The 24,934-nt window shown below is 71.4% G+C and carries 22 protein-coding genes; 14 read left to right on the top strand and 8 right to left on the bottom strand.

Annotation, left to right across the window (positions count from 1 at the left end):
- Nucleotides 1–115: 115 nt before the first annotated feature.
- Nucleotides 116–1,507: a DegT/DnrJ/EryC1/StrS family aminotransferase gene (locus tag ACWF79_RS18360; protein WP_453729128.1), complete on the bottom strand. Its 1,392-nt coding sequence runs from the start codon at nt 1,505–1,507 to the stop codon at nt 116–118.
- A 157-nt stretch (nt 1,508–1,664) separates the two neighbouring features.
- On the bottom strand, nt 1,665–2,594 hold the full coding sequence (locus ACWF79_RS18365; RefSeq protein ID WP_453729129.1) for an RNA polymerase sigma factor SigF: 930 nt from the start codon (nt 2,592–2,594) through the stop codon (nt 1,665–1,667).
- A gap of 209 nt (nt 2,595–2,803) precedes the next feature.
- Here ACWF79_RS18365 and ACWF79_RS18370 point away from each other — a divergent pair, with 209 nt between their 5' ends.
- From ACWF79_RS18370 to ACWF79_RS18395, 6 genes are all read left to right on the top strand, one after another.
- On the top strand, nt 2,804–3,172 hold the full coding sequence (locus tag ACWF79_RS18370) for an STAS domain-containing protein (protein ID WP_453729130.1): 369 nt from the start codon (nt 2,804–2,806) through the stop codon (nt 3,170–3,172).
- Nucleotides 3,173–3,271: 99 nt separating this feature from the next.
- The gene (locus ACWF79_RS18375) at nt 3,272–3,745 is read left to right on the top strand and encodes an ATP-binding protein (protein WP_453729131.1); all 474 of its coding nucleotides are present in this window, start codon (nt 3,272–3,274) and stop codon (nt 3,743–3,745) included.
- Nucleotides 3,746–3,941: 196 nt separating this feature from the next.
- Nucleotides 3,942–4,616, top strand: coding sequence for a peptidase (locus ACWF79_RS18380; protein WP_453729132.1), 675 nt, complete (start codon nt 3,942–3,944; stop codon nt 4,614–4,616).
- Nucleotides 4,616–5,470, top strand: a complete 855-nt coding sequence (locus ACWF79_RS18385) for a COG1470 family protein (protein ID WP_453729133.1) — start codon at nt 4,616–4,618, stop codon at nt 5,468–5,470. The genes ACWF79_RS18380 and ACWF79_RS18385 overlap by 1 nt, the downstream gene beginning before the upstream one ends.
- Nucleotides 5,467–6,687 (top strand): hypothetical protein, encoded by a 1,221-nt coding sequence (locus tag ACWF79_RS18390; RefSeq protein ID WP_453729134.1) that lies wholly within the window; start codon nt 5,467–5,469, stop codon nt 6,685–6,687. The genes ACWF79_RS18385 and ACWF79_RS18390 overlap by 4 nt, the downstream gene beginning before the upstream one ends.
- A gap of 14 nt (nt 6,688–6,701) precedes the next feature.
- Nucleotides 6,702–8,009 (top strand): hypothetical protein, encoded by a 1,308-nt coding sequence (locus ACWF79_RS18395; protein WP_453729135.1) that lies wholly within the window; start codon nt 6,702–6,704, stop codon nt 8,007–8,009.
- A gap of 100 nt (nt 8,010–8,109) precedes the next feature.
- On the opposite strand, the gene ACWF79_RS18400 is transcribed toward ACWF79_RS18395, so the two are convergent.
- Nucleotides 8,110–9,627: a peptide MFS transporter gene (locus ACWF79_RS18400; RefSeq protein ID WP_453729136.1), complete on the bottom strand. Its 1,518-nt coding sequence runs from the start codon at nt 9,625–9,627 to the stop codon at nt 8,110–8,112.
- Nucleotides 9,628–10,054: 427 nt separating this feature from the next.
- Here ACWF79_RS18400 and ACWF79_RS18405 point away from each other — a divergent pair, with 427 nt between their 5' ends.
- Together ACWF79_RS18405 and ACWF79_RS18410 are read left to right on the top strand one after the other, a co-directional pair.
- Complete coding sequence (locus tag ACWF79_RS18405; protein WP_453729137.1) at nt 10,055–10,732, top strand: response regulator transcription factor; 678 nt, start codon at nt 10,055–10,057, stop codon at nt 10,730–10,732.
- A gap of 144 nt (nt 10,733–10,876) precedes the next feature.
- Nucleotides 10,877–12,148, top strand: coding sequence for an ATP-binding protein (locus ACWF79_RS18410; RefSeq protein WP_453729138.1), 1,272 nt, complete (start codon nt 10,877–10,879; stop codon nt 12,146–12,148).
- Between the two features lie 166 nt (nt 12,149–12,314).
- Here the strand turns inward: ACWF79_RS18410 and ACWF79_RS18415 are convergent, their stop codons facing one another.
- Entirely contained in the window at nt 12,315–12,833 is a 519-nt protein-coding gene (locus ACWF79_RS18415; protein WP_453729139.1) for a GtrA family protein, read from the bottom strand.
- 162 nt (nt 12,834–12,995) lie between these two features.
- On the opposite strand from ACWF79_RS18415, the gene ACWF79_RS18420 reads away from it, so the two are divergent.
- From ACWF79_RS18420 to ACWF79_RS18435, 4 genes are all read left to right on the top strand, one after another.
- Entirely contained in the window at nt 12,996–14,135 is a 1,140-nt protein-coding gene (locus tag ACWF79_RS18420; RefSeq protein ID WP_453729140.1) for a 5-(carboxyamino)imidazole ribonucleotide synthase, read from the top strand.
- Nucleotides 14,132–14,677, top strand: coding sequence for a 5-(carboxyamino)imidazole ribonucleotide mutase (gene purE / locus ACWF79_RS18425; RefSeq protein WP_453729141.1), 546 nt, complete (start codon nt 14,132–14,134; stop codon nt 14,675–14,677). Before ACWF79_RS18420 ends, purE begins: the two co-directional genes overlap by 4 nt.
- Nucleotides 14,678–14,685: 8 nt before the next feature.
- Nucleotides 14,686–15,900 (top strand): dipeptidase, encoded by a 1,215-nt coding sequence (locus ACWF79_RS18430; protein WP_453729142.1) that lies wholly within the window; start codon nt 14,686–14,688, stop codon nt 15,898–15,900.
- 131 nt (nt 15,901–16,031) lie between these two features.
- Complete coding sequence (locus ACWF79_RS18435; protein WP_453729143.1) at nt 16,032–16,982, top strand: membrane dipeptidase; 951 nt, start codon at nt 16,032–16,034, stop codon at nt 16,980–16,982.
- A gap of 76 nt (nt 16,983–17,058) precedes the next feature.
- Here ACWF79_RS18435 and ACWF79_RS18440 read toward each other — a convergent pair whose 3' ends face one another.
- A complete protein-coding gene (locus tag ACWF79_RS18440; RefSeq protein ID WP_453729144.1) occupies nt 17,059–18,387 on the bottom strand; it encodes a UDP-glucose dehydrogenase family protein in 1,329 nt (442 codons plus the stop codon).
- A gap of 106 nt (nt 18,388–18,493) precedes the next feature.
- Complete coding sequence (locus ACWF79_RS18445) at nt 18,494–19,735, bottom strand: LCP family protein (protein ID WP_453729145.1); 1,242 nt, start codon at nt 19,733–19,735, stop codon at nt 18,494–18,496.
- Between the two features lie 119 nt (nt 19,736–19,854).
- On the opposite strand from ACWF79_RS18445, the gene ACWF79_RS18450 reads away from it, so the two are divergent.
- A complete protein-coding gene (locus ACWF79_RS18450) occupies nt 19,855–20,412 on the top strand; it encodes an acyl-CoA thioesterase (RefSeq protein ID WP_453729146.1) in 558 nt (185 codons plus the stop codon).
- Nucleotides 20,413–20,434: 22 nt separating this feature from the next.
- Here the strand turns inward: ACWF79_RS18450 and ACWF79_RS18455 are convergent, their stop codons facing one another.
- Nucleotides 20,435–21,946, bottom strand: coding sequence for an LCP family protein (locus tag ACWF79_RS18455; protein WP_453729147.1), 1,512 nt, complete (start codon nt 21,944–21,946; stop codon nt 20,435–20,437).
- A 126-nt stretch (nt 21,947–22,072) separates the two neighbouring features.
- Here ACWF79_RS18455 and ACWF79_RS18460 point away from each other — a divergent pair, with 126 nt between their 5' ends.
- Nucleotides 22,073–23,089 carry a glycosyltransferase family 2 protein gene (locus tag ACWF79_RS18460; protein ID WP_453729148.1) on the top strand — a complete coding sequence of 339 codons (1,017 nt, stop codon included), beginning with the start codon at nt 22,073–22,075 and terminating at the stop codon, nt 23,087–23,089.
- Between the two features lie 74 nt (nt 23,090–23,163).
- Here the strand turns inward: ACWF79_RS18460 and ACWF79_RS18465 are convergent, their stop codons facing one another.
- Entirely contained in the window at nt 23,164–24,909 is a 1,746-nt protein-coding gene (locus ACWF79_RS18465) for an LCP family protein (protein WP_453729149.1), read from the bottom strand.
- Nucleotides 24,910–24,934 lie beyond the last annotated feature (25 nt).

Here is a 24,934-nt window from a genome sequence, read left to right on the forward strand (position 1 = left end):
ACCGGAGGCCCCCGACCCGCTCGACGCCCCCGCCCCGCCGGACGCGGCGTCGGCCCCCAGTCCCGACGCCGCAGCCCCCTGCCCCTGGCCATCCGGCTTGCGTAGCCGGATGGCGTCAGTCACGGTCGCCGTGCCGCACCGGCCGGACGCCCGCCGCGTCCAGGGTCTCGATCACCTCGGCCGCCCGTCGGGGGTCCACCGGCAGCGCGTGGCGCGCGAACCAGGACGCCGGGCCGGGAGCGGGGGAGGGGTCGGTGAAGATGTCGCCCGCGTACGTGTCGAGCGGCGGGTCGTAGAGGTAGCCGGTCACGATCCGGCGCCGGGCCAGCGCCGCGATCGCCGCGTCCCGGTCGTCGACGAGCAGCGGGACCCGGAACAGCGGCTGGATCCCGTCTCTCCCCGGGCCCGTGCTCCCCGGGCCCGCGCTCCCCGGGCCCGCGCTCCCCGGCCCCGCGCTCCCCGGCCCTGCGCCCCCCGGGCCCGTGCTCCCCGGCCCCGCGTTCCCCGGGCCCGTGCTCCCCGGGCCCGTGCTCCCCGGGCCCGTGCTCCCCGGCCCCGTGCTCCCCGGCCCCGCGCCCCCCGGCCCCCCGCTCCCCGGGCCCCTGCCCCCCGGCCCCCCGCCCCACGCGCTCGCCGCCAGGCGCTCCGTACCGGCTCGGTGGGCGGCGAGCGTGGTGTCCAGGCGGGCCAGCAGGCGTCCCGTACGGCGCAGCCGGGCCGCGCCCGGGCCGAGGCGGTAGTCGTGCATGTCGACGCGGACCCAGGGGTGGAACGGCGTGAGCCCCGGCGCCGCGGCGACGGCCTGCTTCAACTCGCCCGCCCGCAGCGGCATCCGGATCTCCTCGCGCTCCTGCCGCCCGAGCAGCCGCAGCGTGGCGTGCGCGGCCTTCACGAGCCGCAGCGCCCGGACGGTGGCCTCGGCGTACGGCCGTACGAGATAGGCCAGTTCGGCGCTCGTACGGGACGGGTGCAGCAACTCGTCTCGCGCGGCGGCCAGTTCGCCTCGCAGGGCCGGGTCGGCGAAGGTCAGGAACCCGCCGGTCTTCGCCCCGGTGTGCTTGGAGAGGCTGAACACGGACGCCTCGCCCCAGGTGCCGACCGGCCGGCCGCCGACCCGTGAGCCGATCGCGTGGGCCGCGTCCTCCAGGAGTGGGATGCCCAACGCGTCGCAGCGGGCGCGCAGTTCGGGAGCCGGGTCAGGGTTCCCGTACAGGTTGGTGGTCAGGACGGCGGAGAGGCCGCGCCAGACGGACTCGGGCACGGCGGCGGTGTCGATCGAGCCGTCGCGCGGGTCCAGCGGCGCCTGGACCGGACGTAGTCCGGCGGCGAGGACCACGAAGAAGATCACGTCGTCGTTGACCGGCGACATCAGCACCCGGCCGCCGGGCGCGCACCAGTGGCGCAGCGCGAGATAGAGACCGAAGCGGCACGACGGCACGTGGAGGCACTCTCTTCCCCCGAGCCGGCCGCGCATGCGCTCTTCCAGTTCCGCGTACGCAGAAACCATGCGATTCCCCCCTGAACCCCGGCCCAATGTGGACCATTCCGGGCGACCCGTCAATAACGCGGAAGGGCCTGTCCGGTGAGGAACAGGCCCTTTCCACGGGTCACTTGGGGTCCCGGTAGGGAGGCGCCGGAAGGAGGTGCGCCGGAGACCGCGAAGGTCACTCCTCCAGGGTCAGCCCCTTGCGCAGCCGCCCCAGCGTCCGCGACAGCAGCCGGGAGACGTGCATCTGGGAGATGCCGAGCTCCTCGCCGATCTCGGACTGGGTCATACCGGCGACGAACCGGAGCGAGAGGATGCGCCGGTCACGGGCCGGCAGCGAGGCGATCATCGGCTTGAGGGACTCGATGTACTCGATGCCCTCGAGGCCGTGGTCCTCGTAGCCGATCCGGTCGGCGAGCGCGCCCTCGCTGTCGTCCTCCTCGGGCTGGGCGTCCAGCGAGCTCGCGGTGTACGCGTTGCTGGCGGCCATGCCCTCGACGACCTCGTCGCGGCTCAGGTGGAGCTCCTCGGCGAGTTCGCCGACCGTGGGGGCGCGGTCGTACCGCTGGGCCAGCTCGTCACCGGCCTTGGCGAGGTCGAGGCGGAGTTCCTGGAGCCTTCGCGGGACGCGCACGGACCACGAGGTGTCGCGGAAGAAGCGCTTGATCTCGCCGACGATGGTCGGCATCGCGAAGGTGGGGAACTCGACGCCACGGGTCAGGTCGAAGCGGTCGATGGCCTTGATGAGGCCGATCGTGCCGACCTGGATGATGTCCTCCATGGGCTCGCTGCGGGAGCGGAACCGGGAGGCGGCGAACTTGACCAGCGCGAGGTTGAGTTCGACCAGGGTGTTGCGCACGTACGCGTACTCGTGCGTGCCCTCCTCGAGGGCGTCGAGCCGCGCGAAGAGCGTCTTCGAGAGTGCCCGCGCGTCCAGCGGGTCGACCTGGTCGAAGGGCCCGATCTCGGAGATCTCGTCGATCTCGGCGAACTGCGGGGTCTCGCTGATCCTGGAAAGGTCGTCGAGGGTGGGGGGCGGAGTTACTTCTGCCGACGGCGCGTCGTGGGTACGCGGGGCGTCGAGCCGGGGTGACATGGTCTCCTCCATCGTCTCTTCCTGCTGCGGTTTGCGGCGCCTCCAAGCCGGACGTGTCGAATGTTCTTTACTAGCCCTACCCGCTCGACGCCCCCGGTTGCAAGTGTCAATTGTCCGTTTTAGGTAGGTATGCTGCGGTGTTCGGGTGCAATGGGGGACGCGACACTTGTAAGGTGCGAGCACGTCAACCGGCATCCGCGAGACCGAGAAGAGGCACGGGCATGGACCGCCAGCACATCGGCAGTGCGCAGCCAGGGAGGCTGCGGGTCGAGGTCCGCACCGTGGGGGCCAGCGAGGTGCTCACTCCGGTGGGTGAGCTCGATCACCACACGGCCGAAGTGTTGCGCACGCCACTCGAGAGCGCCCTCGATGCGGGCCGGTCACGGCTCGTGGTCGACTGCTCACAGCTCGACTTCTGCGACTCCACCGGCCTCAACGTGCTCCTGGGGGCCCGGCTGAAGGCCGAGGCCGCCGGCGGAGGGGTCCATCTGACGGGGATGCGGCCGGTCGTGGCCAGAGTCTTCGAGATCACCGGTGCGGACGTCGTCTTCACCGTGCACGAATCGCTCGCGGCGGCTCTGCCCGAGTAGCACGTGGCGAGTGTCGTCGGGAGGGGACCGGGCAGGAGAGCCCCGGTTTCGTCCGTTGTCTGGTGAATCTGTCTGGTGAATCGGTGAGGTGAAGCGCTGATGGACACTGCTGCCGGTGGCAGGGAGGTCGAGGGATCGGTGGGTCCCGTCGGGGGCCCCGCCGTGCTCGATGTACGCACGCTCGCGCTCGGCGCCACCAGCGGCACCGTTCCGCTCGCCCGCGACTTCACCAGGACGGCGCTGTACGACTGGGGCTGGCTGCCGGCCGTCACCGCCGACGCCAGGGCCGCCGCCGAGGACGTCCTGCTCGTCGTCTCCGAGCTGGTGACCAACGCCTGCCTGCACGCCGAGGGCCCCGAGGCGCTGCGCGTGGTGCGCCGGGCCAAGGTGCTGCGCCTCGAAGTCGTCGACCTGGGTGCGGGTCAGCCCGCGCCCCGTACCCCGCACCGGGCCGCGCGGCCCGGCGGACACGGGATGTTCATCGTCCAGCGGCTCTGCCTCGACTGGGGCATCGAGCGCACGGCGGGTGCCCCCGGCAAGACCGTCTGGGCCGAACTGGCGGCCCCCGCCTAGAGGTTGCGCGATCCGCCGTCACGCCCCGGCGCGCGTGTACGGAGTCCTGTGCGGGCGCACGAGGCCCGCCTGTGCGAACACGGAATCGTCACGTACTTCGGCCCTCCCTTTGTCTTCCCTCCTCAACGCCCCAGGCGTACCTTGACGCGCAATCTGATGTACCGTCAGTAACGTTGCGGTGAGGGGTGCTTGGATCGTGCCGTACCGGAGGAGAACAGCGTTCGCGCTGGCAGCGGCCGTGGCGTGGTCGGCAGTCCTGGCCTCGGCCCCCGCCGCGCACGCCACCGTCGTCGACGTGAACTACGCCTGCGAGACGAAGATCGGGCCCAAGAGCGCGGTCTCGCCCGTCGACATCAAGGCCGTCAAGAACGGCTCGGCGTACACGATCACCATGTCCTTCGACAAGGGTGTCTCGGACAGTCCGATCGAGCTGCCCAAGGGGGTCATGACGCCGCGCGCCGAGCTGAGGCTCGGCGGCGACGACACAGGGACGCTCAAGGTCAAGGGCACCCCGAACACGGCGGCCATCCCGCCCAACACCCCCATCAAGATCGGGCAGTTGACGGGCACGTACACACCGAGGAAGAGCGGAAAGGTCACCTTCACGGCCGGGCTGCTCACCGTCCACGCGCTCGGCATGGACGCGGCCGTCTGTACGCCGAAGAACAACCCGGCCCCCTCGCTCGAACTGGAGGTCACCGCCGCGGGCGGCTCCTCGGACACGGGCGGCGGCTCGGACACCGGCGGCGCGGGCGAACTGCCGAGGACGGGCCCGCTCGACTCCGCGACGGCCCTCGGCACTCTCGGCGGCACCGTGCTCCTGACCGGCGCGGCCGGCGTGCTCTGGCTCACGCGGCGCACGGCGCGCTGATGCGGGGGGCGTGGGCCGGGACCCTGACCGCCGTCGCCGCGCTGCTCGGAGCGGTGGCGGCGGCGCCCGCGCCTGCGCCCGGCTGGACGGCCGGGGCGGCCGCCGGGCGGCCGTACGTCTATCTCGAAGGGCCGGGCGGCAGCGTCCTGGAGGACACCCTCTCGGTGACCAACCCCGGCGAGCGGCCGCTCACGGTACGGCTCGGCGGGCACGGCACCCCGCTCGCCTTCGCCGCGCGCACGGTGACGGTACCGGCGCGGACACGGGCGGACGTGCCGTTCGCGGTGACCGTGACCGCCGGCACCGCCCTCGGCGAGCACCGGGGCACGGTGACCGTGGCGGCGGGCGGGCGCGAGGTGCGGGTGCCGGTGCACCTGCGGGTGAGCGGGCCGAGCCTGGCGGCGCTCACCGTCGAGGACGTACGGCTCGACGCCTCGGGCACCCTGCGCTACACCCTGGTCAACCGGGGCAGCACGGTCCTCACGCCGACGCTGTCCGTGCGCGCCGACGGCACGTTCGGGACGGTCCTGGACCGCCCCGCCCGCGCCCTGCCGCTCACCCTCCGCCCCGGCGAACGCGCCACCCGCACCGAACCCTGGCCCGACCTGCCCGCCCTCGACTCGGTCACGGTCCACGTCCGCGCGACCGCCCCCGGCGCGACGGCGTCGGAGGCCCGTGCCGAGCGCGTGTTCGTGTCGACGGGCGCGCTCGGCGTCGGCGCGGCCGTGGCCCTCACGGCGGCGGGAGCGGCTGCCCTCGTCCTCCGAAGACGCCGCCCCCGGGCCGCGGAGGAGGCCGACATCCCGGTGGAGCAACCCCAGTTGGTGGACGTGACGGCAGGAGCGGACCGATGAGAACGAGCGGTACGGGACGGAGCGCCCGGCTCGCGGCGAGGACCGCGGGCCGCCGGGCGGTCCGGCGCGCAGACGCGCGGCGACCGTCCGCGACGGACACCCTCCCGACGCGATCCGCCCCGCCCTTGCCCGGCGCGGAGGCCCGACCGGTCCGGCGTGCGCGCGGCCGCCGCCGCGTGGGAGCGGTCGTCGCGGCGGTCCTCGCCGGGCTGGTCGCTCTCGCGCTCCTTGCGCCCACCGCCCAGGCGCGGGCGGCCGGGCCGACCGTCGCGCTGTCGCAGACGGAGGGCGGCAAGGGCGGTGAGATCACCGTGAGCGGGGCCGGATGGAAGCCGGGCGCGCTGCTCATGCTGCTGATCTGCGGTCAGGGCGAGCCCGGCAAGGGCGTCATCGGCGGCACCAACTCCTGCGCCAACACCCTCGGCCGCGCGGCCACCGTCGACGCCCAGGGCGCCTTCAGCCAGAAGATGCCGGTCGCCGAACCGCCCAAGCCGTGCCCCTGCGTGGTGCACGTCGCGGGCGTCACCGGTCAGCAGGACGTCGTGGACGTGGCGTTCACGGTCGCCGGGCATCCGACCGCCCCGCTGCCCGAGGCGGGCGGCACCGGGCGGCTCGCGGTCCTCGCCTCCGTACGCCTCGAAGGCTCCAGCGGCGTCCTCGTCTGGTTCGGCGCGCCCGCCCGCCGCGAGGTCGTCTTCACCGTCGGCAACCTCGGCCAGACGCCCGTCAAGGACCCGGTCTTCCAGGTCGGCACGAGCCACGGCGTCTTCTCGCCGCAGTACGAGGAACGGCAGTGGCGCGGCACGATCCCACCCGGCAAGAAGGCCCAGATCAAGCTGCCCGTCGAACTGTCGGCGGGCGCGCACGGCGACTACGAGGTGTCGGTGAAGTACGCCGGCAAGGTCCTGGTCGACCAGCCGTGGGGCGTGGGCCGGCCCTGGGGCGTGACGCTCTTCTGGCTGCTGCTCGCCGTGGTCGTCCCGGCCGCGCTCTTCCGGATCGGGATGGCGGTGGTGGACCGGGTCCGCCCGGGCGGCGCCTCCGGGCCCCGCTCCGGACACCGAGGCCGCCGCCGTGCTCTCGTACGTACCCCCGAACCCCGCCCCGCTCCCGAGCGGGACGAATCCACAGCCACCACGGTCCTGCCGTGGTTCACCCCGGACTCCGCACCGTCCGCACCGTCAGAGATCAGCCCGACGACGAAGGGACATCAGTGAGCACGCAACGGAGGATGAGCGCGGCGGGAGTCGCGTTGATGCTCGGCGGCGCGGGGATCCTGCTGGCCGCCGGCCCCGCGCAGGCGGCCGAGATCTCGTTCAAGACCGAGTGCATTCCGCCGTCCATCTCCGGTCTCCCACCGGTGCAGGGCACCACGAAGGTGGAGATCACCGCGCCGGCGGAGGCGAAGGTCGGCGACGAGGTCGAGGTCGTCTGGAAGACGGTCCAGGCCGCGTCCAAGAACCCCGACGTCCTCGATCTGGAGAAGGACACGGTCAAGCCGACCGGCACGATCAAGGTCGGCGGAGCGGCGAGCGGCACGCTCGCCATGGAGGGGCCGCGCCAGAACCCGCCGATCCCGAAGAACAGCCCGATGGTGCTGCCGGACATGAAGGGCAAGCTGAAGCTGGAGAAGGCCGGCGAGATCACGCTGACGCCGGACAAGTACAACATCAACGTCTCGAAGCCGATGTCGACGGACACCAAGTGCTCGCCGAAGGAGGCGGTGCCGGTCGGCGCGAAGATCAAGGTGACGGCGGGCGGCGGCAGCACGTCCGGCGGCTCGACGACCTCCGGCGGCTCGACCACCTCGGGCGGCTCGACCACCTCGGGCGGATCCACGGCCTCGGGCGGTACGACCTCCGGTGGCAGCGCCTCCGGTGGTGGCGGCGGGCAGACCGACTTCCCGGGCAAGGAGGTCGCGGTCCAGTTCTCCTGCCAGTCGCCCGGCCCGGCGAACATCACCTCCAAGGTCACCATCAACGCCAAGAAGAGCGGCGGGAACTACGAACTCACCGTCAAGACCGCCAAGGGCGTCATGGACAGCCCGGCCCCGCTGCCCGCGGGCGCGCTCAAGCCGTCCATGGCGGTCAAGCTCGGCGGCGCGGACAGCGGCGCGGTCAAGGTCGAGGGCCCGGCGAACGCCGCTCCGCTGGAGCAGGGCAAGCCGGTCGACCTGCCGGACATGAAGGGCACGTACAAGCCCGGTGCGAACGGCAAGTCCACGCTCAGCCCCGGCACCCTGACCATCAGCGTCTCGCTCGGCGGCTCGCCGATCGTGATCCCCTGCCAGGTCAAGGGCTCGGTCCAGGCCTCCCTCGAACTCGACACGTCCAAGGTGGACGGCGGCGCGGCGGGCGGCGGTGACGCGGCGTCCGGCAGCGGCTCCGGCTCGGGCTCGGCGGGCTCGGGCGGCGGGCTCGCCGACACCGGCGCCGAGGACGACGGCGCCCTGCGCGCGCTCGCCCTGGTCGCCGGCACGGTGATCCTGCTCGGCGGCGCGGTGTTCACGTTCACCCCGTGGGCACGGCTGCGGCGCTGACGTATCCGTACCCGGCGAAACGGCTGAGGGCCGCCGCACCGAAACCGGTGCGGCGGCCCTCAGGCACGTCAGTCGCGTCAGGCGCGTACGGAGCCAGGCGTCAGTGGACGCCGCCCATGAGCGCCTGGACCTTCTTGCGGTACATGTAGACCGCGAAGCCGGCGCCGACCGCGAGGGCCGCCTGCAGGGCGATGATCCCGGTCCCGTTGAGGTCCACACCGGCCAGCGAGAGCAGACCCGTGGTGCAGTCACCGGCGGTGACCGCGAGGAACCAGACACCCATCATCTGGGAGGCGTACTTCCTCGGCGCCATCTTCGTGGTGACGGAGAGGCCGACGGGGGAGAGGCACAGCTCACCGATGGTCTGGATCATGTAGATCGAGACGAGCCACATCGGGGAGACCAGGGTGCCGTCGCCCGCCATGCTCATCGGGACGATGAAGATGAAGAAGGACGCGCCGACCAGGACCAGACCCATCGCGAACTTCACGATGGTGTTGGGCTCCTGGTTCTTGCGGGCCAGCCACAGCCACAGCCAGGCGAAGACCGGGGCCAGCGCCATGACGAACATCGGGTTGAGCGACTGGTACCAGGTGGCGGACGGGTCGAAGCCGAAGATCGTGCCCGTCTTGTCGTCGGCGAAGAGCGACAGGGTGGAGCCACCCTGGTCGTAGATCATCCAGAAGATGGCGGCGGCGACGAAGAACCAGATGTAGCCGTTCATCTTCGACTGCTCGGTCTTGTCGAGGTCCTTGTCGCGCTTGATGCGGACCAGGACGGCGATCGGGATGAGCAGACCGGCGAGGGTGAGCGGGACCAGGGCCCAGTTCAGGGTGAAGACGTCGAGGCCGACGATGACACCGTAGAAGGCGGCGGCGAGCGCGACGACGAGCGAGGCCTTGACCAGGATCCGCTTCTTCTCCTCGGCGGAGAGCGGGTTCGGGACGACGCTGCTCGTCGGGCTCAGGCTCTTGGTGAAGGCGAGGAAGCAGGCGAGGCCGGCGCCCATGCCGAGTGCGGCGAGGGCGAAGCCGAGGTGCCAGTTGACCTTCTCGCCGAGGGTGCCGACGGCGAACGGGGCGATGAACGCACCGAGGTTGATGCCGATGTAGAAGAGCGTGAAGCCACCGTCACGGCGCGGGTCGTCCGGGCCGTCGTAGAGGTGGCCGACCATCGTGGAGATGTTGGCCTTCAGCAGACCGGAGCCGACGGCGACGAGCGCGAGGCCGACGAAGAACATCGCCTGACCGGGGATGGCCAGCGAGGCGTGACCGGCCATGATCACGAAACCGGCGATCGTGACGGTCTTGCGGGCGCCCCAGACACGGTCGCCGAACCAGCCGCCCGGCATGGCCATCAGGTAGACCATCGAGACGTAGACGGAGTAGATCGCCGTCGCCGTGGCCGCCGTCATCGCGAGGCCGCCGCCCTGGCTGCCGGTCGCGGCGTCCGCGCCTCCGGAGACCAGGTACAGGACGAGGAGAGCCCTCATGCCGTAGTAGGAGAAGCGCTCCCACATCTCGGTGAAGAAGAGGGTGGCCAGGCCGCGGGGGTGGCCGAGGAACGTCTTCTCGGAACCAGGGGTTCCGGCGGAAGCCGTCGTCAGGCTGGACGCCATGTCGATCCTTGCTCTGTCGGGACGCGCGCCTTGTGAGCGTGGTGCGCCCGGTGGGGGAGGCCGGCACCGACGGGAGCGGTCGCACCCCGCCGGGATCCACGCCCCGGTCCGCGGTATCGCGTTCCGGAACCCGGCCCACAGGTCGTTCACCGTCCTCAAGGCCGGCGGTGCCGGCCTTGTGCAGAAAAGAGACCCTTGGCGTGTCTTGCGAGCCAAAGGTCCCCGTTTACCGCATCAGACGTCTCGCCACCTTACGCCACGACAGTGCCTGAATTGGAAGGACTTGAGAGATGGATCACAGGTGACCATGGAACCAGTGAAGGCCATTCGAAGGTCATGTGCAGGATGGCCACCCTGATCCGCAGGGGCCGGGTCGAGGATGTGGATCATGCCCCGGGGCGTCGGCGGTGCGGACTACCATCACTCCATGACCCGTGTACTGCTCGCCGAGGACGACGCATCCATCTCGGAGCCGCTGGCCCGCGCGCTGCGCAGGGAGGGGTACGAGGTCGAGGTGCGCGAGGACGGGCCGACCGCCCTCGACGCCGGACTCCAGGGCGGGGTCGACCTCGTGGTGCTCGATCTCGGGCTGCCCGGCATGGACGGTCTGGAGGTCGCCCGGCGGCTGCGCTCCGAGGGGCACACGGTTCCGATCCTGGTCCTGACCGCGCGTGCCGACGAGGTCGACACGGTGGTCGGTCTCGACGCGGGCGCCGACGACTACGTGACGAAGCCGTTCCGGCTGGCCGAGCTCCTCGCCCGGGTCCGGGCCCTGCTCCGGCGCGGCGCCACGGAGCCGGCCGCAGCCCCGGCGACCCACGGCGTGCGGATCGACGTCGAGTCGCATCGCGCCTGGATGGGCGAGGAGGAGCTCCAGCTCACCGCGAAGGAGTTCGACCTCCTCCGCGTCCTGGTCCGCGACGCGGGCCGGGTGGTCACGCGTGACCAGCTGATGCGGGAGGTCTGGGACACCACGTGGTGGTCGTCGACGAAGACGCTCGACATGCACATCTCGTGGCTCCGCAAGAAGCTCGGCGACGACGCGGCGAATCCGCGCTACATCGCGACGGTCCGAGGCGTCGGCTTCCGCTTCGAAAAAAGCTGACCCACCCCCGGACGCGGACGCCGCCCCCCACCCGGGCCCTGACCCGCACGCCGACGCCGCCCCCGCCACCCCACAACCCCGGCCCGAGTGGAGATCGCCCCCGTACTCTCGGGGCGTACACCCCACACCGCCCGGAAGGCCCCCGTGCGTCGTCGCCTGATCAATTCCACGCTCGCCGTGGTCCTCGTCGTCATCGCCGTCTTCGGCGTCTCCCTCGTCATCGTCGAGACGCGCACGATCTCCTCCAGCGCCCAGGAGAGCGTGGACTCCGAGGCGCTCCGGCTCGTCTCCATCGTCGACAGCCGTCTCTTCGGCGGGGAGCCCGTCAACCCCGACATCCTCGCGGAGCAGAGCGGCGCCAAGCGGTACGCCCTCATCGAGATCCCCGGCCGCGCCCCCATCGAGATCGGCAGCCGCCCCGAGGGCAGCGTCATCCGGGGCACGGCCGAGGGCGAACGCGGGGAGACCGTGACCGTCGAGGAGTCGCGCTCCACCATCACCAGCGAGGTCGGCCGCACCCTCCTGATCATCGGCGCCGTCGCCCTGCTCGCCGTCGTGGCCGCCATCCTCCTCGCCGTACGGCAGGCGAACCGGCTGACGTCCCCCCTCACCGACCTCGCCGAGACCGCCGAGCGCCTCGGCTCCGGCGACCCGCGGCCCCGTCACAAGCGGTACGGAGTGCCGGAGCTCGACCGGGTCGCCGACGTCCTGGACGCCTCCGCCGAGCGGATCGCCCGGATGCTCACCGCCGAGCGCCGGCTCGCCGCCGACGCCTCGCACCAGCTCCGTACGCCCCTCACCGCGCTCTCCATGCGTCTGGAGGAGGTCGCCGTCGCCGACGACCTCGACACGGTCAAGGAGGAGGCCACGATCGCGCTCACGCAGGTCGAGCGGCTCACGGACGTCGTCGAGCGGCTGCTCACGAACTCCCGCGACCCCCGCACCGGCTCCGCCCTCGCCTTCGACCTCGACGAGGTCATCAAGCAGCAGATCGAGGAGTGGCGCCCGGCCTACCGCAGTGCGGGCCGCGCCATCGTCCACTCGGGCAAGCAGGGCATGCGCGCGGTCGGCACCCCCGGGGCCGTGGCCCAGGTGCTCGCCGCGCTGATCGAGAACTCCCTCATGCACGGCGGCGGCACCGTCGCGCTGCGCACCCGTGTCACCGGCAACCAGGCCGTGATCGAGGTCACCGACGAGGGCCCCGGTGTCCCCGCCGACCTCGGCGCGCGGATCTTCGAGCGCGCGGTCAGCGGACGCAGCTCCACGGGCATCGGCCTCGCCGTCGCCCGTGACCTCGCCGAGGCGGACGGCGGACGTCTGGAGCTGCTCCAGCAGCAGCCCCCGGTCTTCGCGCTCTTCCTGAGCCGCGAGGTCAGAAGCCGCAGGGACGAGGAGCGGGAGCGCCCCGTCCGCTAGGGCCTCTCGTTTGGATCAGGCCGGGCTCGCGGAGTCTGGCACCGCGCCTCGCCGCGTTGTCGTCGGTTGCCATGGCTCCGCCATGGCGCCCTCCTCCGCCTTGCGATCCACGGCACCAGACCCCGCTCCCTGATCCGGCCTGATCCAAACGAAAGACCCTAGGGCCCTACCGCACGCGGTCGGGCTGTTTCCTCGTCGCCTGCTTCGGGGCCTGCTCCAGGAACGATTCGGCGGTCTGGACCGCCTCCCGGGCCGGCAGCGTCCGGAACACCCATGTCCGGTACGACCAGAAGCGGAACAGCGTCGCGACGCCGATGCCGAGGAACTTGAAGATGTTGCTCTGCAGCGGGGTGTCCCAGCCGAAGCCGTACGTCGCCGCGTACAGGATGCCGTTCTGAATCACCAGACCCGCCGCGCTGAACAGCAGGAAGAGCGTCAGCTCCTTGGTCCGGCTGCTCTTGTCGCGGTCACGGTACGTGAAGTAGCGGAACCCGAGGTAGTTGAAGCCGATCGCCACGACGGTGGCGATGATGCTGGCCCGGACCACGGGCAGCTCCGTGACGTGGCGGACCAGGTTGAAGACGCCGAGGTCCACCAGGAGGCCGACGCCGCCGACCGCTCCGAACTTGGCGAACTCACGTGTGAGCCGGTCAAGCCGCACACGTAGTGCGCTTTGTTCACTCATGGTGATGGCCCAGCTCCGTCCGTTCGTTTGCGTCAACCCAGCCATGCTAACCAGCCCACCTGTGACCCGCCCGGGGACATTGCAAACCACGGAAAATCCAGCTCGGCTGTCGTAAAGCACAGGCGGGGAAGGCTTCCCGCATGGTGCGGATACCCTAAGAGGGTGACGTTCCCGGTAGTCGGCATGGTCGGTGGCGGTCAGCTCGCCCGTATGACCCACGAGGCGGGCATCCCCCTCGGCATCAAGTTCAAGCTGCTCAGTGACACCCCGCAGGATTCGGCGGCCCAGGTGGTGAGCGATGTCGTCCTCGGCGACTATCGCGACCTGGCTACGCTGCGTGACTTCGCGCGTGGCTGTGACGTGATCACTTTCGATCACGAACACGTCCCCGCCGGTCATCTGCGCGCCCTGGAGGAGGACGGCGTCGTCGTCCGCCCCGGGCTCGCCGCGCTGGTGCACGCCCAGGACAAGGGGGTGATGCGCGCCAAGCTCGACGAGATCGGCGCGCCGAGCCCCCGCCACCGCATCGTCGCCGATCCGGCGGACGCGGCGGCCTTCGCGGCCGAGGTGGGGGGCTTCCCGATCATCCTCAAGACCGTGAGCGGCGGTTACGACGGCAAGGGCGTCTGGTTCGTCCGTACGGAAGAGGACGCCCACGACCCGTTCCGGGCGGGCGTCCAGGTCCTCGCCGAGGAGAAGGTCGACTTCACGCGCGAGCTCGCCGCGAACATCGTCCGCTCCCCGCACGGCCAGGCCGTCGCCTACCCGGTCGTCGAGTCGCAGCAGGTCGACGGCGTCTGCGACACGGTGATCGCACCCGCGCCGAACCTCTCCGACGAGCTGGCCGGCCAGGCCCAGGAGCTCGCCCTGCGCATCGCCAAGGAGCTCGACGTCGTCGGCCATCTGGCCGTGGAGCTCTTCGAGACGCGTGACGGCCGGATCCTCGTCAACGAGCTGGCCATGCGTCCGCACAACTCCGGCCACTGGACCCAGGACGGCGCGATCACCTCGCAGTTCGCCAACCACGTCCGCGCCGTCCTCGACCTCCCGCTGGGCGATCCCCGCCCGCGCGCGAAGTGGACGGTCATGTGCAATGTGCTGGGTGGCGACTACCCGGACATGTACTACGCGTACCTGCACTGCATGGCCCGGGACCCCCAGCTCAAGATCCACATGTACGGCAAGGACGTGAAGCCCGGCCGCAAGGTCGGACACGTCAACACCTACGGCGACGACCTCGACGACGTGCTGGAGCGCGCCCGTCACGCCGCCGGCTACCTGCGAGGAACGATCACCGAATGAGCACCGCCACCGGCACCTCCACCGCGCCCGTCGTCGGCATCGTCATGGGATCCGACTCCGACTGGCCCGTCATGGAGGCCGCGGCCCAGGCCCTGGACGAGTTCGAGATCACGTACGAGGTCGACGTCGTCTCCGCCCACCGGATGCCGCGCGAGATGATCGCGTACGGCGAGCAGGCCGCCGACCGCGGGCTGAAGGCGATCATCGCGGGCGCCGGCGGCGCCGCCCACCTCCCGGGCATGCTCGCCTCGGTGACCCCGCTGCCGGTCATCGGCGTGCCGGTCCCGCTGAAGTACCTCGACGGCATGGACTCGCTGCTCTCCATCGTGCAGATGCCGGCCGGTGTGCCCGTGGCCACGGTCTCGGTGGGCGGCGCGCGCAACGCGGGCCTGCTCGCGGCCCGTATCCTCGCCGCGCACGACGCCGAACTCCTCGGCCGCATGCGGGAGTTCCAGCAGGAGCTGAACGACCAGGCCACCGACAAGGGCAAGCGACTGCGCGCGAAGGTCGAGGGGTCGGAGTCGTTCGGCTTCGCGAAGTGAGCGGCCCGGTGAGCACCCCGGCCGACGCGTCGGAGCGTCTGGCGGAGGCCCTCGAACTGCTGGCGGACCACCCCGTCGTCGACGGTCACAACGACCTCCCCTGGGCGCTGCGCCAGCACGTGCGCTACGACCTGGACCGGCTCGACATCGCCGCCGACCAGACCGGCGCGCTCCACACCGACCTCGCACGGCTGCGCGCCGGCGGCGTCGGCGCCCAGTTCTGGTCGGTGTACGTCTCCACCCAGCTGACCGGCGACGACGCGGTGAGCGCCACCCTGGAGCAGATCGACATCGTCGACCAGCTCCTGGAGCGGTACGCGGACGAGCTGGCTCCCGCCCTGACGGCGGACGACATGGAGGCGGCACGTCGCCAGGGCCGTATCGCGTCGCTCAAGGGCGCCGAGGGCGGCCACTCCATCAACAACTCCCTCGCCACGCTCCGCGCCCTGCACACCCTGGGCGTGCGCTACATGACGCTCACGCACAACGACAACACCGCGTGGGCGGACTCGGCGACCGACGAGCCGGGCGTCGGCGGGCTCTCGCCGTTCGGCCACGAGGTCGTCCGGGAGATGAACCGGATCGGCATGCTCGTCGACCTCAGCCACGTCGCGGCGACGACCATGCGGGACGCGCTCACCACCTCCGCCGCGCCGGTGATCTTCTCGCACTCCTCGGCCCTCGCGGTCTGCGACCACCCGCGCAACATCCCGGACGACGTGCTCGCGCAGCTGCCCGCGAACGGCGGGGTCGCGATGGCCACGTTCGTACCGAAGTTCATCCTGCCCGCGGCGGTGGAGTGGACGGCCCGGGCGGACGAGAACCTGCGCGCGCACGGCTTCCACCACCTCGACACCACCGCCGAGGCGATGAAGCTCCACGGCGCCTTCGAGGCCGAGAACCCGCGCCCGATCGCCACGGCGGCGACGGTGGCGGACCACCTCGACCACATGCGCGAGGTGGCCGGCGTCGACCACATCGGCATCGGCGGCGACTACGACGGTACGGCGTTCACCCCGGCCGGCCTCGACGACGTCGCCGGCTACCCGAACCTCATCGCAGAACTCCTCCACCGTGGCTGGTCCCACACCGACCTGGCCAAACTGACGTGGTCCAACGCGGTCCGCGCGCTGCGCGACGCGGAGGCGGTCTCCCGCGACCTCAGCTCCCGCCGAGGTCCGTCGAACGCGACGCTCGACTCCCTGGACGCGCAGGCCTCCTGAACCGCAGGCGACGGCGGCCCGGCCTCGAACGACCGGGCCGCCCCCCCGAACGGGCTACTCCACAGCCCCTCACGAGGGACTCCGTGCCACGCTGGACGGTACTGCCTCGTACAGTTCGGAGTTGTTACGCCATGGCAGATCTCGAAGATCACCACCCCCTCTCCGTCGAAGCCGCCGGCGCAACGTCCGGCGACCCCGATGGCGTCGAACAACCGCAGCAACCCGACGAGTTGACCCGTGCGCGGGCGCTTCTCACGGCGCAGCCCGTCGTCGAGGGGCACACGGACCCGCCTCGGGAGTTCGACCCCGAGGACCTTCCGCCGGTGCGGGCGGCGGAGGCCGGTGCGCAGCTCTGGTCGCTGCACGTCGAACCCGACGAACCCGGCGAGGACGGGGCGGGCGTCATCGGCACGCTGCGCCGGATCGACGGGATCCGCGAACTCGTCACCGCCTGCCCCGAGGACCTGCGCCTGACGCAGACCACCGCCGAGATGGCCCACGCCGTCAACTGCGGCAGGACGGCGGTGCTCCTTGGCCCGGTAAGCTGGACGGCCCTGGCCGGCTCGCTCGCCGCGCTGCGGGCGTACCACGCGCTTGGGGTACGGGCGGTCAGCCTCACCCGGTTCGACGGCTTCGCCCGCGAGGCCGTACGGGAGATGAACCGCCTCGGGCTCGTCGTGGACCTCTCCGGGGCCGACCCGGAGACGGCCCGCCGGACCCTCGGGCTCACCAGGACCCCGGTCCTGCTGACCCGCCCTGACCCGAAGGAGCTCCTGGACCTCCCGGACGACGTCCTCGGCCTCCTCGGGCGGAACGGCGGTGTCTGCATGATCCCGGTGACCAAGGACCTGTCGGCGACCGCCGACGCCCTCGACCGCGTCCGCTCCCTGGCGGGCCCGCACTGCGTGGGCCTCTCGCACACCACGGACCCGGCCACCGGCTACGCCCCGCTCTTCGCCGAGCTCCTCCGCCGCGACTGGCCCGCCCCGGACCTGGTCGCCCTCGCCCGCGACAACGCCACGCGCACCCTGCGTGAGGCGGAGTTCTTCTCCCGCAAGGCGCGCCTACGCCGCGCGGCCTGAGACCGGACCCGAGAAACGGCCAGGTCCCGCCACCCGTCACGGGCGGCGGGACCTAGGGGCCGCGTCCACACTCTGCCTACGCGCGCGGGCGCCCCATCGCGCGGTACACCCAGCCCGCCTCGCGCCACCGTGCGCCGTCCAGCGCGTTGCGGCCGTCCAGGATCACGCGGGAGCTCACCGCCGCGGCCAGCTCCGCCGGGTCAAGGCCGTCGCGGAACTCGCGCCACTCCGTCAGGTGCAGCACCACGTCCGCCCCGCGCACCGCCTCGAGCGCCGAGGGTGCGTATCCGAGCGTCGGGAAGAGCCGGCGGGCGTTCTCCATGCCCTTGGGGTCGTAGACCGTGACCTGGCCGCCCTGGAGGTGGATCTGCCCCGCCACGTTCAGCGCGGGCGAGTCCCGTACGTCGTCCGAGTCCGGCTTGAACGTCGCGCCGAGCACCGCGACCCGCTTGCCCAGGAACGAGTCGCCGCCGACCGCGTCCCGCGCCATCTCGACCATCTGGCCGCGCCGCCGCATGTTGATCGAGTCGATCTCCCGCAGGAACGTCAGCGCCTGGTCCGCGCCCAGCTCGCCCGCCCGGGCCATGAACGCGCGGATGTCCTTCGGCAGGCAGCCGCCGCCGAAGCCGATCCCGGCCCGCAGGAACTTGGACCCGATCCGCTCGTCGTAGCCGATCGCCTCCGCCAGCTTCGCGACGTCACCGCCGGCGGCCTCGCAGACCTCCGCCATCGCGTTGATGAAGGAGATCTTCGTCGCCAGGAAGGAGTTCGCGGCGGTCTTCACCAGCTCGGCCGTCGGGAAGTCGGTCACGACGAAGGGCGTGCCCTCGGCGACCGGTGTGGCGTACACCTCGCGCAGCACCTTCTCGGCGCGCTCGCTCGTCACGCCGACGACCACCCGGTCCGGGTGCAGCGTGTCGTTCACGGCGAACCCCTCGCGCAGGAACTCCGGGTTCCACGCCAGGTCCACGCCGTCCGGCAGCAGCTCCGCGAGCCGCTCGGCCGAACCGACCGGCACGGTGGACTTGCCGACGACGAGCGAGCCCTCGCGCACGACGGCCGCCAGCGAGCCGAAGGCCGCGTCGACGTACGTCATGTCACACGCGTACTCGCCGTGCTTCTGCGGAGTGTTCACACAGACGAAGTGCACGTCGCCGAAGGCGCCGACCTCCTCCCAGGAGGTGGTGAAGCGCAGCCGCCCCGTCGACCCCTCGATCCCGGCGACGTGCCGGGAGAGCAGCTCCTCCAGACCGGGCTCGTACATCGGTACGCGACCGGTGGACAGCAGCTCGATCTTCTCGGGGACGACGTCGAGGCCGAGGACCTCGAAGCCGAGCTCCGCCATGGCCGCAGCGTGCGTGGCGCCGAGGTAGCCGGTGCCGATCACCGTGATCTTGAGGGCCATACGGGACTCCAGTGAGGTCGGGCGGAATGCCTGCCCGAGCATAGTCGTGCCCGTCCGGGCGCTGGTCCGGGCCCCGGACGGGCCTTGCGCGATCACGTCCGCATGATCAGCGGTCCGACGTCACCGTCACCGGCTCGTCGTTCTGGATCTGCGAGACGAGCTGCTTCACCTTGGGCATGTCCCACTTCAGGGAGCCCTGCGGCGCGCTGCCCGAGATCGGGATGTTCATCGACTTCCCGTCGCCGCCGCTGATGCCCTTCATCGCGAAGAACATCTTGCCGAGGTCGTACAGCGACATGTCCTTGTCCACGATCAGCGTGTCCAGACCGGCGCCCAGCGTCGGGTACAGCTTGAACGGGTTGAGGATCGTGCCCGGGGTCGCCGCCTGGTTGGCCAGGGCGGAGAGGAACTTCTGCTGGTTCTTCGTCCGCGCGAGGTCCGACTCGGCGAAGGCGTACCGCGTACGGACGAAGGCGAGGGCCTGCTCGCCGTTGAGGGTCTGCTCGCCGGCCTGGAAGTCGGCGCCGGACTTCTTGTCCTTGAAGCCCTTCTCGATGTTCATGTCGACACCGCCGAGCGCGTCCACGATGTTCGCGAAGCCGGCGAAGCCGATCTCCGCGTAGTGGTCGATGCGCAGCCCGGTGTTGAACTCCACCGTGCGGACCAGCAGCTCCGGGCCGTCCATCGCGTACGCCGCGTTGAGCTTGGAGCCACCGCGCGCCCCGAACTTCTTGCCGGACTCCGAGCCGACGAAGGACGGGATGGTGACCCAGGAGTCACGGGGGAGCGAGACCATCGTGTTCCCGCTGGAGCAGGCCGCGAGGATCATCATCGAGTCGGTCCGCTTGCCCTCGGCGGAACCGGTGTGCAGCTTCTTCTTCTCCTCGGCCGACATGCCCTCACGGCTGTCGGAGCCGACGATCAGGTACGTCGTGCAGTCGCCCGCCGCCGGCCGCTCGATGACCTTGGCGAGGTCGACCTCGTTACGCATCTGGGAGCTGGCCCAGGCGTACGTGCCGACGCTCCAGGCGAGCACGCCGACGACCAGGACGATGGAGCCGACCTTGATCCGGCGGCGCCAGTCGGGCGCGGGGCGACCGGGCTGCGGCGGGGGCGCGTACCGCGGGTCGTGCTGCGGCGGTACGGTGCCGCGGCCGCCGCCCTGGCCGTACACCTGGCCGGAGCTGTAGCCGCTGTCGTAACCGGCGGCCTGCTGCTGGGTGAAGTTCGGGTTGTACCCCTGGTCCTGTCCCTGGCCGTACTGCGGCTGCTGCTGGGGGACCTGCGGGCGCTGCACATGGCGCATGCGGCGAGCACCCTCGGGCTGCGAGTTCGGCCAGTCATTCATGCGGACCAGTGTGCAGGCCGCCCGGCGGGCGCCGACAGGCCGGGTGGGGAATCGGGGCGGCGCTGTTGCCAAGCTGATGCAAAGGGGACGAGGCCGGGACCCGGCATAAGGTGGAGGGCATGACAGACCAGGCCCAGCGCACGGACCGCCCGGAGACCGATATTCCGGGCAAGCCCACCTCCGCGTCCCGCACCACGCTCAGCCACATCATGACCAGCCACGACACCAACCTCCTCGGCACGGTGCACGGCGGCGTGATCATGAAGCTGGTGGACGACGTGGCGGGCGCCGTCGCGGGCCGGCACTCGGGCGGGCCGGCCGTGACCGCGTCCATGGACGAGATGGTGTTCCTGGAGCCGGTACGGATCGGGGACCTGCTCCATGTGAAGGCCCAGGTCAACTGGACCGGCCGCTCCTCGATGGAGGTCGGGGTCCGGGTCATGGCCGAACGCTGGAACGAGTCCACGCCCGCCCAGCAGGTCGGCTCCGCCTACCTGGTCTTCGCGGCGGTCGACGCCGACGGCAAGCCGCGCGCGGTACCGCCGGTCCTCCCGGAGACCGAGAAGGACAAGCGCCGCTACCAGGAAGCCCAGATCCGCCGCACCCACCGCCTGGCCCGCCGCCGCGCGATCAAGGACCTCCGGGAACAGCGGGCGGCGGAGGGCTACGAGGACTGAGTCCCGCCGGCCCCGAGCGCGCTCACGGACACACCACCTGGTCCCCGGTGACCGCCTCGAACGGCCCCGTCGTGGGCTCGTCCGCCCTGACCGCTGTCACCGCCTTGAAGTCCAGCCCGGCCACGACCCGCAGCGTCCCGCCCTGCCCCCGCACCGCCCGCAGCTCCGCGCCGGGCAGCGCCGCCGCCAGGGACTTCGCCGAGCGGTCCCAGCGCGGGTCGTACTCCACGACCGTGCGCCGCAGCTCCGGCCCGTTCGCCGTGCGCGGCGCCCGCGTCGTGTCGAAGCCCGTGGCGCGCAGCGCGTCGTCCACCTTGCGGCCCAGGCCGTCCGTCCGCGTCCCGTTGTAGACCTGCACCCGGATCGTCTTGGGCGCGACGTCGACGACGGTCACCTTCGGCCGGTCCTCGGTGGTCTTCGCCTTCCCCGGCGCCGACGAGGCCGACGGGGCCGACGACGGCGACGACGGCGCGAGCGGCTGGTCCTCGCGCAGGGCCTGGAAGAGCTTCTGCGCCTTGGGCGCGTCCCACTTCACCGTCGAGCCGATGCCCTTAACCGGGAAGCTCATGTCCCCGATCGGTACGGAGACGAACTCCGACGAGGCGGGCGTGAAGCCCCGCATCGCCTTGGAGAGGGCCAGCATCTGCTCCGTACCGAAGCCCTGGTCGGCCCGGACCGACTTCAGCGCGGTCGTGGCCACCTCACGGAACCGCACCGGGTTCAACAGCACCCCGCCGCTCGTCATCCGGTCGATGAGCGCGGCGAGGAAACGCTGCTGCCGCTGCATCCGGCCGATGTCGGCCGCCCCGTCGACATGGCGTGAGCGCACGTACTGCAGCGCCTGCCCGCCGGTCAGCTGGTGCGGGCCGGCCGCCAGGTCGAGCCCGGTGTAGGTGTCCTTCATCGGCCGGGGCGTACAGATCTCCACCCCACCGACCGCGTCGACCGTCTTCATGAAGCTGGTGAAGTCGACCTCGAGATAGTGGTCGATCTTCACCCCCGTCATGTTCTCGACGGTCCGCACCGTCAGCCCCGGCCCGCCCTCGGCGTACGCCGCGTTCAGCTTCACCGGATGCGCCTGGTGCCGCTCCCCCGTGGTCGCGTCGACGTGCTCGGGCATCTCGGCGTACGAGTCGCGCGGGAGACTCACCACACTGGCCCGGTCCCGGTCCTCGCTGATGTGGACCAGCATCACGGTGTCGGTGCAGTGGCAGGGCTCCCCGCCCAGCCTGTACGCCTTGCGCTGCTCCTCGGTGAGGCTGTCGCGCCCGTCCGTGCCCACGACCAGCACGTTCATGCCGTGTCCGGCCTGGGGGCGGTTCTTCATGTCCTTGAACGGGTCGATCCGGTTGATCCCGGTGTCCAGGCTGGTGACCAGCGCGTGCCCGATACCGCCTGCGCCCAGGACGACGACGGACAGGGTCGTCGCCATTCGCATGCCCCACCGGGGCCGCGCGGCCCGTCTGACGCGGCGTGCCGGTGCCGGACGGGCTGCCGGCGGCCGGGGACGGGGCGTGCGGGGCGGTGTGGGCACCGGGGGACACCTCCGCGGCTGTGACAAGGAGAACCGTGAGCACCGTAGGCCCATACGATCAGAGCAAGGGTGCGGCGCTCCCCGTGCCGCGCTCGGTGTCCCCCATACGCGGTAACGTGTCGGGCAATGAACGCCACGCCCCCCGTCTCCGTGATCATGCCGGTCCTCAACGAGGAGCGGCACCTGCGCAACTCGGTCCGTCACATCCTCGAGCAGGAGTACGACGGCGAGATGGAGGTGGTGATCGCGCTCGGCCCGTCCACGGACCGTACGGACGAGATCGCCGCCGAACTCGTCCGGGAAGACCCGCGCGTCCACACCGTGCCCAACCCCACGGGCCGCACGCCCGCCGCCCTCAACGCGGCGATCAAGGCCTCCCGCCATCCGATCGTGGTGCGGGTCGACGGTCACGGCATGCTCTCGCCGAACTACATCGCGACTGCCGTCCGCCTCCTGGAGGAGACGGGCGCGCAGAACGTCGGCGGCATCATGCACGCCGAGGGCGAGAACGACTGGGAGCACGCGGTCGCCGCCGCGATGACCTCGAAGATCGGCGTCGGCAACGCGGCCTTCCACACCGGCGGCCAGGCGGGCCCGGCCGAGACCGTGTACCTGGGTGTCTTCCGCCGCGAGGCGCTGGAGCAGCAGGACGGCTACAACGTGGAGTTCATCCGCGCCCAGGACTGGGAGCTGAACTTCCGTATCCGCGAGGCCGGTGGCCTGATCTGGTTCTCGCCCGAACTGCGCGTCCAGTACCGCCCGCGGCCGAGCGTGCGCGCGCTGGCGAAGCAGTACAAGGACTACGGCCGCTGGCGCCACGTCGTGGCCCGCTACCACCAGGGCTCGATCAACCTCCGCTACCTCGCCCCGCCGACCGCCGTCTGCGCGATCGCGGCCGGCGTGCTGGTCGGCGTGGCCCTCACCCCGCTCGGCTTCCTGATCCCGGCCGGCTACCTGGCCGCGATCACCGCGGGCTCGATCCCGGCGGGCAAGGGCCTTCCGCTGAAGGCCCGCCTCCAGATCCCGGTGGCCCTCGCGACGATGCACATGTCCTGGGGCTACGGATTCCTCACCAGCCCGCGCGCCCTGGCGAACAAGGTCATCGCAAGCCGCCGTCCGGCGGTGCGGGCCACGAAGGTCTGACGCGCGCGCCACACGGCGAACGGCCGGTCCCCGCACGGGGGACCGGCCGTTCGCCGTTCTGCGTCAACGCCGGGTCAGCTCTTGCCGTCCCACTTGTAGACGCTGTAGACGTCCATGCACTTGACCTTGTCGTCGGCGCCCTCCGGCAGGTCGCCCGCCTCGGTCTTCGGCTTCTTGTACGTGGCGCCCTCGCGCCAGTCCGAGCCGATGACCAGAGTGATGCCCTCCGCCTTCGCGTCCGCGCGGACGGACGAGTCGGGCAGTCCGAGCGCCTTGGCCACGGACAGCGCGTCCGCCTTGCCCTGATCGCCGCTCGACTTGGGGTACTTGATCACGGTGTCGTTGCGCGGCTCGGCGTTCCGCGAGGCGCCCGCCTGGGTGAAGCCCTTGCCCTGGAGGGTCTGCGCCATCGTGCTGGCGCGGCCCTCCGTGGGCGCCTGACCGTCGCCCGCCGTGCCGTTGACGACGGTGACGGCGAGCGTCGCGGGCGCGGCGGCCGTCGGGCCCTTCGGCTTCGGCTTCGCGGAGGTGGACGGCTTCGCGCCGGCCGGGTCGCCGTTCTTGTCGAAGGCGACGTCGTCACGGAGCATCGCCCACATCTTGTCGGCGGCGCTCGGCACCATGACGAGCTTGTTCTTGTCCTGCGGCCACTCGCCCGTGGGGACCGTCGCCGTCGTGAGGCGGTCCAGCTTCACGTTCTTCAACTGCATGGACAGATCGAAGAGCTTCGACACGGAGCGGATCTCGTCCGAGACCTGAAGGGCCTTCGTGGCGGTCTCGGCCAGGCCCATGAGGCGTCCGGTGTCGGTCCAGGCGTTCTGCTTCTGGAGCTTCTCCATCATGCCGTTCATGTACATGTGCTGGGCCTTGGCGCGGTTCTGGTCGCTGCCGAACGCGTGCCGGGTACGCAGCCACTGGAGCGCCTGCTCGCCCTTGATCTCGGTCGTGCCGGCCTTCAGCTTCAGGCCGGAACCGCCCTTCACCTGGCGGGTCGACCTGTCGTGGACGCCGGTGTTCACACAGACCGGGACGCCGCCGACCTCGTCCGCCATCGCGACCACACCCGCGAAGTCGACCATCATCCAGTGGTCGATGTAGACCCCGGTGATGCTCTCCCAGGTGGTGAGCGTGCAGCCGGGACCGCCGCGGGCCAGGGTCTCGTTGATGGGGCTGGTGGTCGTGGCGGGGTACGGCGTGCCGTCCTCGCCCTTGCACGCGGGGATCTTGACGATCGTGTCGCGCGGGATCGAGATGATGTTGGCGTTCTTCCGGTCCGCGGAGATGTGCAGCAGCATCTGCACGTCGGCGAGCGGCTTGCGGTCCCGCTCGTTCTTGCCGCCGCCGAGCGCCACGTTCTTCTCGTCGGCGCGGCTGTCGGAGCCGATCAGCAGGATGTTGAGCGGGGTGTCGCCGAGCGCGTTCGGCGCGGCCTTCTTCACACCGCTGTCGCCGCCCGCGCGGCTGCCGCCGCGGATGTTGTTGTTGAGGTGCTGGTAGTACAGGTATCCGGCGGCGGCCGTCCCCAGTATCAGGATCGACAGGGTCGCCGCGACCCAGCGGAGTATCTTGCGTTTGCCGCTCTTCTTGGCTCTGCGCGTTCCCTTGCGCCGACGGCTGGCACGGCCTTCGCCGCCGCTGCGGCCCGGGCCGGCCTTGTCCGCCTCGCCGGCGGTCCGGCCACGGGAAGACCGGCCCCCCGGCGTGCGGTCACCCGACCCCGGTGCGTCCTCGTCCCCGTAGAGACTCTCGTCCCAGCCCAATTCGCGGGCGTGCGGAACGCGATCCCGGGTCCCCTCCCCACGCACGCTGTTCTGTCCCACCCCTGGTCCCCCTCCTCAGGAATGC

It is taken from the genome of Streptomyces sp. NPDC054975 (assembly GCF_053609105.1).